The organism is Klebsiella sp. K4 (assembly GCF_014596785.2).
Taxonomy (GTDB): Bacteria; Pseudomonadota; Gammaproteobacteria; order Enterobacterales; family Enterobacteriaceae; genus Klebsiella; species Klebsiella pneumoniae.
In genome coordinates this window covers 4,213,728-4,227,259 of record NZ_CP115021.1, presented here as the reverse complement: position 1 = coordinate 4,227,259, position 13,532 = coordinate 4,213,728, and the positions used below count along the sequence as shown (strand labels likewise).

General features: G+C 48.4%; 8 protein-coding genes, 1 tRNA gene and 2 pseudogenes. 2 read left to right on the top strand and 9 right to left on the bottom strand.

Annotated elements, in window-relative coordinates:
- The first annotated feature begins 220 nt into the window (after window positions 1-220).
- Window positions 221-2,986, top strand: coding sequence for a LuxR C-terminal-related transcriptional regulator (locus IB144_RS20960; RefSeq protein ID WP_065888833.1), 2,766 nt, complete (start codon window positions 221-223; stop codon window positions 2,984-2,986).
- A 63-nt stretch (window positions 2,987-3,049) separates the two neighbouring features.
- Here IB144_RS20960 and IB144_RS20955 read toward each other — a convergent pair.
- From IB144_RS20955 to proB, 8 genes and pseudogenes are all read right to left on the bottom strand, one after another.
- Window positions 3,050-3,905: pseudogene (locus IB144_RS20955) on the bottom strand (IS3 family transposase); the annotation flags it as partial.
- A gap of 529 nt (window positions 3,906-4,434) precedes the next feature.
- The gene (locus IB144_RS20950) at window positions 4,435-5,076 is read right to left on the bottom strand and encodes a hypothetical protein (RefSeq protein WP_181946389.1); all 642 of its coding nucleotides are present in this window, start codon (window positions 5,074-5,076) and stop codon (window positions 4,435-4,437) included.
- On the bottom strand, window positions 5,069-6,436 hold the full coding sequence (gene drt3b, locus IB144_RS20945; RefSeq protein WP_181946390.1) for an antiviral reverse transcriptase Drt3b: 1,368 nt from the start codon (window positions 6,434-6,436) through the stop codon (window positions 5,069-5,071). Before drt3b ends, IB144_RS20950 begins: the two co-directional genes overlap by 8 nt.
- On the bottom strand, window positions 6,437-7,663 hold the full coding sequence (gene drt3a / locus IB144_RS20940) for an antiviral reverse transcriptase Drt3a (protein ID WP_048990562.1): 1,227 nt from the start codon (window positions 7,661-7,663) through the stop codon (window positions 6,437-6,439).
- 39 nt (window positions 7,664-7,702) lie between these two features.
- Window positions 7,703-8,819: pseudogene (locus IB144_RS20935) on the bottom strand (integrase arm-type DNA-binding domain-containing protein).
- 177 nt (window positions 8,820-8,996) lie between these two features.
- Window positions 8,997-9,072: transfer RNA gene (locus IB144_RS20930), tRNA-Thr, on the bottom strand.
- A 113-nt stretch (window positions 9,073-9,185) separates the two neighbouring features.
- Window positions 9,186-10,439, bottom strand: a complete 1,254-nt coding sequence (gene proA / locus IB144_RS20925; RefSeq protein WP_008805305.1) for a glutamate-5-semialdehyde dehydrogenase — start codon at window positions 10,437-10,439, stop codon at window positions 9,186-9,188.
- A gap of 10 nt (window positions 10,440-10,449) precedes the next feature.
- Window positions 10,450-11,553 (bottom strand): glutamate 5-kinase, encoded by a 1,104-nt coding sequence (gene proB / locus IB144_RS20920; RefSeq protein ID WP_004144574.1) that lies wholly within the window; start codon window positions 11,551-11,553, stop codon window positions 10,450-10,452.
- A 289-nt stretch (window positions 11,554-11,842) separates the two neighbouring features.
- On the opposite strand from proB, the gene phoE reads away from it, so the two are divergent.
- Window positions 11,843-12,895 carry a phosphoporin PhoE gene (gene phoE / locus IB144_RS20915; RefSeq protein WP_004144576.1) on the top strand — a complete coding sequence of 351 codons (1,053 nt, stop codon included), beginning with the start codon at window positions 11,843-11,845 and terminating at the stop codon, window positions 12,893-12,895.
- A gap of 44 nt (window positions 12,896-12,939) precedes the next feature.
- On the opposite strand, the gene IB144_RS20910 is transcribed toward phoE, so the two are convergent.
- A complete protein-coding gene (locus IB144_RS20910) occupies window positions 12,940-13,506 on the bottom strand; it encodes an NlpC/P60 family protein (protein WP_004191825.1) in 567 nt (188 codons plus the stop codon).
- Window positions 13,507-13,532 lie beyond the last annotated feature (26 nt).

Sequence of the window (13,532 nt, the reverse complement as noted above, 5' to 3'; positions counted from 1 at the left end):
CGGGGCCAACAGACAGGGCGGATAACCCTGGCCACACCCATGCAATGAATCTACGAGCGGTTAAAGGGAGTGCGAAGCCACCTTCATGGGGGGGTAGGTGGGGGTTTTCATGCTTGAGGTCAAACTTTCTAAATTTTGTGTAGCAATAAAGTTTGGCTACCCCATGTCATCCCGGGGGCTGGCGTACAATTGAAAAAAACAAAGCGAGTAGACACCACGGATGAAGCCATTGGATTTAGAAGGTCGCCAATCACCCTCACTGGTCTCCGGGCCATTGCGGCTGACGCGAGGCTTGCCGCTAATCCTGACCAAATTCGTCCCGCCTCGCTCCTCAATACAATTGCTGGAGCGCCCCCGGCTGCTTCAGCTTCTCAGTCCCGTTCAGCAGTGCCGGCTGGGCGTCGTCTGCGCCGGCGCTGGATTTGGCAAAACCACGCTGTTGGCACAATGGCATCAGCAGATGGTCGCGCAGGGGGAACGTATCGCCTGGCTGAGCCTCGATGAGGATGATGATGACGTATGGCAGTTTATTCCTTATCTGCTGCAAGCATTGCGTCCACTCTATGCTGACTGGGACGCCGATTTCTGGCGTGACATGGAAGAACAGAAGCTCTCCAGCTCCGAGCAACTGCTGGCCGGGCTCATTAACCAGCTACACTACTGCCCGCATGACGTGTACCTGATTATCGACGACTTCCACGTGATTAACGATCGTGGGGTCTATGAAGCCCTGGGGTATTTAATCAAGCATGCGCCTGCCGCCTTGCATCTGATCATTGGCAGCCGTTTCCACCCGAATCTTGCGCTGAGCCAGCTGCAGGCCCAGGACCAACTGGTGGAGATCTATGATCGAGACCTGCAATTCACGCTCGAAGAAACAAAACACTATTTTAGCCGCACGGTTGCGCTACCTCTCAGCAACCATCATGCACAGCGGCTACAGTCCGTGACAGAGGGCTGGATCGCGGGCATGAAGATCGCTTCATTGTCGGCAGAATTACAGCATGATCCCGAGCATCTGTTGCGTAATATGCATGGAGGAACACGATCCATTGCACGCTATCTGAAAGAGGTGGTACTGGATCCGCTGCCGGAAGAGGTTCTCGATTTCCTGGTGAAAACGTCCTTCCTCAGTCGGTTGAATGCCGAACTATGCAATGCAGTGACTGGACGTGATGATAGTAAAGCGATGCTGGCATGGATTGAGCGACACAACCTTTTTTTGTCAGCCCTTGACGAACAAGGCTACTGGTTTCGCTACCATCCTCTGTTGCAGGAAAATCTTCGGACCATGCTGCAGCAGAACAACGATATTGACCGCAAACAGCTACATGAATTAGCCAGTCATTGGTTCGTCGAACAGAAGCTGTGGTCTGAGGCGGTACGCCATGCGCTCAGCGCAGGCAAGCCGGTGCATAGCCCCGTGCAGGACGGCACAAGCGCTCAGTCACTGGCGGAAGAAGGGGATATCGATACTCTGATCTCATGGATGCATCATTTACCGCCCAGCACCGATCCGTCGCGCATTGACCTGCAAATTAACCTGGCCTGGGCACTGGCGCATTATTTCCACTTTGATGAGTCGAGGCAGCTGCTTGATAACCTCGATCAGATGGTACTTCATCATCGTGAGGATTTAACCCGCAGCACCTGGTGTAAATTGCGCGTTGTGCGGGCAATTTGCGAAGCCTTTGCGGAAAACATCCCGGAGAGTCTGGCTATAGTTCAGCCGTTGCTGGCCGAAGTGCCCTGCGGCGACACCTGGGTTGATGGTCTGATATGCAATATTCTCAGCTATTGCCATGTTGTTAACCAGCGCTATCACGACGCGCTGGAGGTTCAACAGCATATGCCCTCTCCGGAAAGTCCTTTAGATAATCTGTTTGTTTCGGTTTATCGCGCGTTTATTATTGCCCAGTGCCATCTTTGTCAGGGCGATCTGGGAAAAGCCGGGTGGTATGCAGAGAAAACGTTGCGCCAGGCTGAATGTTATACCGGTACCCAGTCGACCAGTGGCGCGACGCTGGCGCCGCTGCTGGCGGAGATAGCCTATGAATGTCAGAGGGGTGACTCGCCCGAGCATCTGTTAGCCGACCGGCTCGAATTCATCGACCGATTCAGTCCACCCGACGCGCTGAGTCGTTGCTATACCTATCTCGCGCGTCAGGCCTTAGATAACGATATGCCCTATGAGGGCGAGCGATTGCTGGAGCATGCGCAGCGTCTTGCGGTGTCTCGCGGCTGGCAACGGCTCCAGGCCATGTTGTTAGCCGAGCAGGTGAGGGTGCGACTGCAGCGCGGCAATTTCACCGGCGCAGAGCAACTGCAGCGACAGCTTGAACAAATGGCCGCCAGCTTCAGAATGGATGCCGAACATCCCTGCCAACGCGCCATCGTTATGTCTGCATCCCTTGGCCGCAGCCGGCTTCTTCTCGCCAGAGGCCAGGCACCGCAAGCCTGCGTTTTACTGGCTGAGATGGTCTCCGATCAGGAAAGCCGGAGGGACAGGTTAACCGCAGCGCGTCTACGTACGCTCTGGTCATTGGCCTTGTGGAACAGTGGCAAAACTGCCGCTGCGCGCACGACATTTCAGCCAGTCGTGCAGCTGGCTGAACAACAGCATCTCACGGGCCTCTTTCTTGACGCTGGCGATACCTTGCAACCTTTGCTTATCGGTATGAATGAATCCTCTTCGGCTTGGACAGAGAAAAGGGGAGTGCAGGGATCCTGGGCAGACAAGCGCGGGCCTGTAGACGGAACACCGTTTAATAGTGGAAGCCCCGATATTCCTGGCGAGCTCAGCGAGCGTGAGTTGCAGATATTACAGCTGATCGCTGAAGGTCAGATGAACAAAGAAATCGCTCGCTCCCTCGCTATTTCTGCCGAGACGGTCAAATGGCACATCAAAAACATCTACGCGAAGCTTAAAGTGAATAGCCGCACTCAAGCGATGAGCCGGGCGCTGGAGATGAAATTACTGGATTAACGGTTTGAACAGGGAGGGCCTGGGCGCAAAATATTATTAAGACGGCATTGCTCATCGCCACATGCCCTGATCGCTATGTACGATAACCTCGCCGTCCGCTTTTCTACGCCACACGGCCATCATCAGAGCGTCCAACGCGAGTTCGCGAGAGAGAGTGGCTTCATCGACCAGCCAACCACGTTACGGGCGAAGAGAACGATAACCACCGCCAGATACAGCCAGCCCTGCTAGGTGCGGATATAAGTAATATCGGTGACCCAGACCTGATTGGCCCGGACAACGGTAAACTGCCGCTGCACACGATTAGGCGCAACCACTGAAGGTCTGCCAGCGATACGACGTGGCGCTTTATAGCTGCGCACAGCTTTAATCCGGTTCAGTTGCATGATCCGACCCACCCGGTTTTTACCGCAGGTTTCCCCGATTTCGTTCAGGTCGCCATGAACCCCACGCGTACACGCCTCCGCTCAGTGAACAGGAGTCACGGACAAGCGCCAGCAGACGCTGGTTATCTTTATCCCGCGCGGAGACAGGGGTATGCAGCCACACATAAAACCCGGCGCGGGCAACACACAACACCCGACACATCGTCATGACACCCCATACAGTGCGGTGCTCATTGATAAAGCTGTACTTCAGTCGGGCTCCCTTGCAAAGTACCGCGCGGCCTTTTTCGTATGTCCCGTTCTTCCTCTGTGCGCTTAAGTTGGGCCCTGAGCTTCAGGGTCTCGCTTTCCGCTTCCAGTAAATCCCGGGCATGCTGTTCGCTGTTATCAGGCTTGATAACCTGTAGCCACTTGTAGAGGCTGTGCGCAGAAACACCCAGGCGGTCGGATACTTCGGCAACAGAATAACCGCGCTCCGTTATCTGACGGACGGCTTCTTCCTTAAATGCAGGTGTAAATCGTGGTGTGCCCATACGCTCCACCTTATAGGGCAGGAGCGTCTACCGGGGCGGGGTCAGTCCAACAGACCAGATAAGGTGCGGTTAAGAGCCTATCATGCAACGGCATGAAAACCACTCCATAAAGCGGGTAGACGTGGCGGGGCTACGAGCGCACGTTAATGGGTTAAAATGAGTTTCACATCTTCGTTAGATGTCTGTGGTTTTTGCTTACGTTGGAGGTCCATGTTTACCTCGGCTTTGGTGAGATGATGTGTTTCATCATGAGGTCTAGGTGATAAGAGAATGTGCTAATAGAAATTGCAGCATGAAAACAATGTTTAATTCACGAACTGTGGCATCATTAAGGGACAATAAGGAAAGGGCCGCTTGGCGGCCCACCTTAGCTTCAACGTATAGTGTGTCTGATTAGCAGCAGAGACCAAACTTATCGCGAACGTTTGTCCTCGTTTGTTTCAAAAGCCAATGCTGAAAGCATTGTGATTCATTAATTTTTGAAATTTTCAAAAATTAACTTCGCAGTTAAAGCTTCAAAATACTACAACTATTCATAGGGGGTTCGCAACTCTTTTCTGTAAAGAATTTGCTCGAGGTTTTTATTTCCTAGCCAGTTAAAAAACACCACCTTACCTCTGAAAAAATTGATAGTCTGCTGTATTTCAGCCGTTGGCTTCGCTTTTTTCCCTGAAGGAAAAAAAGCTCTATAGGCTTTAATTTTATATTTATCATCAAGAACAGGACAAGATAATACATCGGATATCAACAATGTCATTTCGCAAACATTTTTATTGCTTGCATTATCTATGAATTTATCAAGTATCATATTCTCGATCTTTTCAATAAGATCCGCACAATCATTCCGCCCATGTATATAATACAAAATACTGCAAATTACAAAATAACTTAACCCCTCAGAGTCATTCATTCTAGAATCAATGAAATCAATCAAATAACTTTGATCGAAATAATATTCACCGCCCAATTCCTTTAAAGCGATAAGAATATTAGAAAACTCAACATATCCACCACCTGAATAACTAAGAATATTCTTCAAAGACAATGCAACTTCATCCAAAAGATTTTTCTTTAATATCTCTTTGATATCATCATCGAATCTCTCAGCAAATGCATTTACTTCTAATATTATTTGACAAGCTACATATGTTGGTCTAACTCTATTATCCATGGAGTAAACAAAAAAAAATAACTTCTAATTGTACAGATATGAATCTCATTAGTTTTAAATATCTTTTTTCATCATAAGTATAGAGAGATAGTATTTTTAACAATGAAAATAATTTTTTCTTCAATGCCATTAATAGATAACTCGAAACTTGGTCAAAAGTTATTTCATTTCTTTTAATAACAACTTTTATAGATTTTATAATTTCTCCAGCACGGCTGAATTTTTTCTTTCTTTTATCTAACAAAAAAACACTATCTATTTTCTCTAAGTCACCTTCCTTATTTTTTATAGAAATTAATCTATTAATTTCATACATTGATTCGACATCTACAATATCACTATATACGTCGTCAATGACTTGCTTCAATTCATATTTTGCTATCGTTAACCCTGTAATAAATGGTCTTGCAGTTGTTTCTTTTTTTGATTCATTCAAATAAAGCTTATAATGTTCTAGTTCAGAAGATAGTACCATTTCAATCTTTGAGAGATTAATCTCATCAGAAACAAAGATAAAATAGTCATCAACATATCTTTTAATTACATAATCGTCATTAAAATTAAGATTAAACAACTTTCTCAACTTCTCAATGATGTTTAAATCTATTCTTTGCAGAATGATTTCCGCATAGATTCTTGAAACCTCAGGGCCGATCAATATTCCATTCGTCTCCCCATGATTAAAATCTCTGAAAAGTTTATCAAGAGCCCCCTCAAAATGAGTACTATCCGTATTCTCTTTTGCATATTTTTTATTTTTAACAGCCCAAGCTAAACTATGAGTGTAAATATGTGAAAAACATTTAGATATATCAAACTTCACCATGTATTCGTACTTCCTTTCAAGGCGGTGAAATTCAAAAGATTCATAGAATTTATAAAGAAAAGGATATTTCTTATAAGAAAAATATGATGAAGCAGTCTGACTTTGCAAGTCGAAGCCGTCGACCACTAAATCAACCCCCCCATCTTTTAATCTAACCCTATCCTTTAAGAAGTCTTTTTCATAATAGTAAGTTCCGATCTTATTGGGATATCTTAGAGAAATATCACTTCTGGAACATAAATGAATTATAAAGTGTTCATATTGCTTATAAAAATGACATATTTTGAGTTGATGTGCCGGATGTATAATTGCCAAGCTACGGAAGTTCGCTTGGCCTTTTTTTATTTTGTATGTGTACGGAACAGTAGTTTTAAAATTTTCATATGAGAATAAGTCCTTGAATTCGCATGGCAAATCATCCCTGCTTATAATATGATAAAAATCTTCATTAGAAAAAAGGATAGGAACTTCATAAGGTAATACGTCGGTTAGTAGAACCCTATTATAATCACCTTTTTTTATTTTTATTTTCATTTACCAACATCTCCTTATGTCATTTATCTCTTTAAAAGTAAAACTTACTTTTCTTCTATTATTAAAACCACTCAAAAAAGAATACTTCCTTAATGATCTTAATAAGTCTCTATCTCCCTTGTTTATTAATTGACTTCCTAAGCTACCACGGCATGAAAATAACATTTTATTTTTAAATAAATCTAAAATTTTAAGTTGATCATACGATCTGATATGCAAGTAGTTATAATACACACCACTATATAGTGGCGAGCTTTCTTCATCAGAAACTTTTTTAGCCTTTTCAAGTATAACATTAGAAGTAAGAAACTTTATTCTTTTCTCCAAAAGAGCGAAATTATTCGTATTGCAATAATCTTTTAAAGAAAGAACAATTTTTCTTTTTAATTTAAGTATTTTCTTTTTTGAAATTGTAACTTTAACATCTCGCTTATCAGAAGCTTTTATTTTCCCGCTTCTAACACAAAAACAATACCCTAAATAATTGAACTCATTGGCCACCATCCCTTTTTCATTATTATGGATATCTATTTCTCTGCATTTTGAAATGTTAAAGTCTAGATTTTCTGGCAAAAATCCCTTAAAGAAATTTTGAAAATCATTTATTTTCTCACACGTAAAAATAATAATATCATCTACATAGCGTGCATAGTAGAAAACACTTTTAGTACGTTTAACCTTATCATCAAAATCTTCAAGATAAAGCTCAGCCATGGTGGCACTTAAACCGATTCCTCTTGGAACACCTGACTCAGTAGATAGGTGAGATAACTCAAAAAAACGCTTTATCAACCTTTTCGTTTTATAGGAAACAATTGAGGATTTTGCTATTTTGTCCAAAATTTTATTTTTATTAATACTTTCGTAAAAATCTTTAATATCTAACTTATATACAAAAAAGGGGACAGGTTCTTCAAGCATGCAGATGACATGTCTTACAATATCATTTCTATCTGATTGTTTGACACCATAGATTCTCTTGAGATTATCATTTGCTTTCCTTAAAGCTAGTATGTCTTTGAATTCATTGGGGATAATAACCTTTTTATTATTTATGCTTGCAAAGGAAAACTTGCCAAAACTAAACTTATCGTCATTTATGATTTGTGATAATTTTATCATTTCACTTTCATAATCTTCCCTATCAATATTTCTGAGGAATTTTTTAGGATCTTCTTTATACAAAAGTCTCAAAAGGTTTCTTGGCGAGAATGTTTGATCCAGCATTATTCATCCTAATATCTTTTCTGAGTGCCAATTTAACATTTATTTGCGTTTTGAATAGTAAACAGCATGGTTATAAACGTCTCGGATTTTATTCTTGTCGCTGTGAGCAAGTTGCATATCAATCCATGTAGACTCACATCCATATTCATGTAAAATCGTTGACATCGTGTTTCTAAATCCGTGCCCAGTCACTTTTCCTCCATATCCAATACGCTTGATCAACTGGTTGATGCTAGCCTCACTCATAGGCTTGTTCGGATTGATATGTCCCGGAAAAACATAACGATAGTTCCCTGACATGATCTTCAGTTCATTGAGTAAATCTAACGCCTGAGTCGACAATTGCACAAGATGTGACCTGCGCATTTTCATCCTTTCAGTAGGAATTTCCCAAATTGCGTAATCCAGATCAAATTCTTGCCATAATGCTGCACGTAATTCAATGGTTCTCACACCCGTAATCATAAGTAATTTCGTAGCAACTTGTACAAGCCGACTGCTTGCGTAACTGTCTAAGGCTCGTAGAAAATCTGGTAGCTCACCAACTTTTAGGAATGGAAAATGATTAGATTGATGTACTTCGAGGGCGCTAGAGAGATCTGCAGCAAGATTAAACTCAGCTCTCCAAGTAGCTATGGCATAACGAAACACTTCTGAACAGCGCTGTCGCGCTTTGCGCATCTTCTCTAACGCCCCGCGTTTTTTCAATTTTGCGCAGCACATTAAGCAGCTCCAGCGGTTTAATCTCTCCCACTTTCCTTGTTCCAACATAAGGGAAAGTGTTGTTTTTAAACGCTTCCATGATGTCAGAGGCATATCCTGCCGACCATTTGGCAGACTTCATTTTGTGCCACTCGGTCGCTATCTTTTCGAACGCGCTTTCAGACTCGGTTTGCAAAGCAATCTTCTGCTCTTTTCGAATCTCGCTCGGATTCTTTCCTTCGGCGACCAGTTTTCGGGCATCGTCGCGACGAGAACGAGCATCTGCAAGTGTGAGCGTCGGGTACACACCAAGCGAGATCATTTTTGGTTTACCGGCAAAACGATAGCGGAACCGCCAGCTCTTGCTTCCATTAGGTTCTATAAGCAATGACAGCCCTTGCCCATATCCAAGCGTATAGGCTTTAGCTACAGGCTTAGTGCAGTGAATCTGCATATCATTGAAAGGCGTGTGTATAGGAATCCATGACCGAACAAGGACATATACACAATCCTAAATACATTAAGTATATGATTTACTTGAAAATTACGGACGGAGATGGACTGAAGAGCAGTAAAATCTTTATAAATCAGGGTAGTTATGGATAAACACGGACGTTGGGGGAAGTTGAAATGGTGCCGATAATAGGAGTCGAACCTACGACCTTCGCATTACGAATGCGCTGCTCTACCAACTGAGCTATATCGGCCCTGCAAGAGGTGTTCACGAGCGTGAATCACGAGGCAAAAGGTTAGAACTTAGCGGGCGATGCGTCAATAGCCAGTGGAATCAACTGCCTATTTTTGCATCGCCCGTTCTCATTTACGCACGAATAGTATCGTCGCCGAAACCAATCCACTTATAGGTGGTTAACGCTTCCAGCCCCATCGGGCCGCGAGCGTGCAGCTTCTGGGTGCTGACCGCCACCTCCGCGCCAAGGCCGAACTGGCCGCCGTCGGTGAAGCGCGTGGAGGCGTTCACGTAGACGGCGGAAGAGTCCACTTCATTGATAAAGCGGTTGGCGTTACGCAGGGTGCGGGTCAGGATAGCGTCGGAGTGCTGGGTGCCATGTTCGCGGATATGGGCGATAGCCTCATCCATATCGGCCACCACTTTGACGTTCAGATCCAGCGACAGATACTCGTCGTCATACTGCTCCGCTTTCACCGGCTCGACCTTCGCCGGGCCGTTCTGCAGCGCGGGCAGGGCGGAAGGGGCGGCGTGCAGGGTGACGCCGCTCTCGGCCATCTGCTTGCTCAACGCCGGCAGGAAGGTGTCGGCGATGTTGCGGTGCACCAGCAGCGTTTCCACGGTATTGCAGGTGCTCGGCCGCTGGGTCTTGGCGTTGACGATGATCTTCAGCGCGGGGGCGATCTCGGCGGTTTCATCCACGAAGATATGGCACACGCCAATCCCACCGGTGATCACCGGGATCGTTGACTGCTCACGGCATAGCTTGTGCAGGCCCGCGCCGCCGCGAGGGATCAGCATATCGATGTATTTATCCATCTTCAGCATTTCGCCCACCAGCGCGCGATCCGGGCTCTCGATAGCCTGTACCGCGGCGGCCGGCAGACCGCACTCCTGCAGCGCCTGCTGGATCACCTTCACCGTGGCGGCGTTGGTGCGCCAGGTCTCTTTCCCGCCGCGCAGGATCGCCGCGTTGCCGGTTTTCAGGCACAGGGAGGCGACGTCGACCGTCACGTTGGGACGCGCTTCATAAATCACGCCAATCACCCCCAGCGGGACGCGGCGACGTTCAATACGCAGACCGCTGTCCAGCAGCCCGCCGTCGATCACCTGGCCGACCGGATCGGCCAGATTGCACACCTGGCGCACATCGTTGGCGATGCCGCTCAGACGCGCCGGGGTCAGCGCGAGGCGATCGAGCATCGCTTCACTCAGGCCATTGGCGCGAGCTTCGGCTAAATCTTCCGCGTTGGCGCGCAGAATATCGTCGGTCTGCGCTTCCAGATAATCGGCGATCTTTTCCAGTACCTGATTCTTTTCCCGGCTGGAGAGTAACGCCAGCTGCCAGGAGGCCGCTTTGGCGGCAATGCCCATTTGTTCCAGCATTTTCAGCTCCTTAACGGATGATCATATCATCGCGGTGGACGGCCACCGGGCCGTATTCATAGCCCAGAATGGCATCGATTTGCTGCGAGTGCTGGCCGGCGATAAGGCGCAGCGCATCGCTGTTGTAGCGGCTGACGCCGTGAGCGATGTCGCGTCCTTCGCTATTGCGGATGCGGATCACTTCGCCGCGGGAGAAGTTGCCGCTGACGATTTTGATCCCTTTTGGCAACAGCGAGCTGCCTCTTTCGAGGATCGCCTGGGTCGCGCCCGCATCGACGGTGATTTCCCCCGCTGGCGGCGCGCCGAAGATCCAGCGCTTACGGTTCTCCAGCGGAGACTCCTGGGCGTGGAAGCAGGTACCTACCGGCAGGCCTGCCATCGCATGGCCGATGACGTCCGGGCGGTTCCCGGCGGCGATGATGGTATCAATCCCCGCCCGGCAGGCGACGTCCGCGGCCTGCAGCTTGGTGCCCATGCCGCCGGTGCCAAGTCCGGAGACGCTATCGCCGGCGATGGCGCGCAGCGCGTCGTCGATGCCGTAGACGTCTTTAATCAGCTCCGCCTGCGGGTTGCTGCGCGGGTCGGCGGTGAACAGGCCTGGCTGGTCGGTTAACAGCAGCAGCTTATCCGCCCCGGCGAGGATCGCGGCCAGCGCGGAGAGATTGTCGTTATCGCCCACTTTGATTTCCGCGGTGGCGACGGCGTCGTTTTCGTTAATGACCGGGACGATGCTGTTATCCAGCAGCGCGCGCAGAGTGTCGCGGGCGTTGAGGAACCGTTCTCTGTCTTCCATGTCGGCGCGGGTCAGCAGCATCTGGCCAACGTGAATGCCATAGATAGAAAACAGCTGTTCCCACAGCTGGATCAGACGGCTTTGTCCCACCGCCGCCAGCAGCTGCTTGGAGGCGATGGTGGCGGGCAGTTCCGGGTAACCAAGGTGCTCGCGCCCGGCGGCAATGGCCCCGGAGGTCACGATGACAATACGGTGTCCCATGGCGTGCAACTGTGCGCACTGGCGCACAAGCTCGACGATATGGGCGCGGTTCAGGCGACGGGACCCGCCTGTTAAAACACTGGTGCCCAGTTTTACCACCAGCGTCTGGCTTTCACTCATGATTCTCTGCCGTTCAAAAGGAATATCGATATCGAGCTGATGTTGTAGCAGGAGTCGGCCCGCTTGCCAACACCCGGGGCGGCGGGCGCGCCATTTTATTGCGCGGGATCGGGCATTCTGGAGAGGGAATGTGACAAAAATATGTCAGATACATTTAAATACCCTTTTTTATAAAAAGTTCCATCTTGTCATAAATATTTAATATCCCGGCGTTAAAAAACCTCCAGTTTTTGATGGGCGAGCGCCCGCAATTGAATAGCGCGTATAAATAAATCACCAGGACTGAATAATGAAAAAGAGTACTCTGGCATTAATGATGATGGGCTTTGTGGCTTCAACAGCGACGCAGGCAGCGGAAGTTTATAATAAGAACGCGAACAAGCTGGATGTGTACGGCAAGATCAAAGCCATGCACTATTTCAGCGACTATGACAGCAAGGATGGCGATCAGACCTACGTGCGTTTCGGTATTAAAGGCGAAACGCAGATTAACGACGACCTGACCGGCTATGGCCGTTGGGAATCTGAATTCTCCGGTAACAAAACCGAGAGCGACTCCAGTCAGAAAACCCGTCTGGCGTTCGCCGGCGTGAAGCTGAAGAACTACGGCTCCTTCGATTACGGTCGTAACCTTGGCGCCCTGTACGACGTGGAAGCCTGGACCGATATGTTCCCGGAATTCGGCGGCGATTCCTCTGCCCAGACCGATAACTTTATGACCAAGCGCGCCAGCGGCCTGGCGACCTACCGCAACACCGACTTCTTCGGTCTGGTGGATGGCCTGGATCTGACCCTGCAGTACCAGGGTAAAAACGAAGGCCGTGAAGCGAAGAAACAGAACGGCGACGGCGTCGGCACCTCGTTAAGCTATGATTTCGGCGGCAGCGACTTCGCCGTCAGCGCAGCCTACACCAGCTCCGACCGTACCAACGATCAGAACCTGCTGGCCCGCGGCCAGGGTTCGAAAGCGGAAGCCTGGGCGACCGGCCTGAAATATGACGCCAACAATATCTACCTGGCGACCATGTACTCTGAAACCCGCAAGATGACCCCGATCAGCGGCGGCTTTGCCAACAAAGCGCAGAACTTTGAAGCGGTGGCGCAGTATCAGTTCGACTTCGGTCTGCGTCCGTCCCTCGGCTATGTGCTGTCGAAAGGGAAGGATATCGAAGGGGTGGGGAGTGAAGATCTGGTTAACTACATCGACGTGGGCCTGACCTATTACTTCAACAAAAACATGAACGCCTTCGTGGATTACAAAATCAACCAGCTGAAAAGCGATAACAAACTCGGCATCAACGATGACGACATCGTCGCGCTGGGTATGACCTACCAGTTCTGATTAACCGCAGAACTACCCGCCGCAGCCCTGGCTGCGGCTTTTTTTTAGCGGCGATTCTTCGCCAGATGCAGGGTGTCGCTGTTCATGGTGATCTGCGCGTTATACTCCTTCGGCAGACGACGCGCCTGATAGAACGCCGATTCCCAGTAAGGGTTGTCCAGCGAAGAGCGCATCACGCCCTGGCTGCTCGAGGCGTGAAGGAAATTATGATCGGTATCGTAAAAGCCAACGTGCATCCCGGCCCGGGTGCGGAAGAACACCAGATCGCCGGGACGTAAATCCCGCTTATTGACCCGCACGCCCATGTGCAGCAGCTCGCGGGTGGTGATCCGCTCCATCGGCAGGTTAAAGCGATCCTTCAGCGTGCGCCAGACGAAACCCGAGCAGTCGACGCCGCTTTGTTCAGTACCGCCCCATTCATAGGGGGTTCCCTGCCAGGTGTGCATCTGATCATGCAGGGCCGCCACCACCGGGATCAGATCGTCCGACCCGCTATCAATGGTCATATCCGCATGAGATTTTGTGTTCTTTGCCTGTTTCGGTGAGGAGGAGCATCCTGCCAACAACAAAAAAGGAATTAAAAAGAGAGCATGCGTCAGTTTTGGCTTCATATCGTTATTTTCGAAGTAGCAAGCAG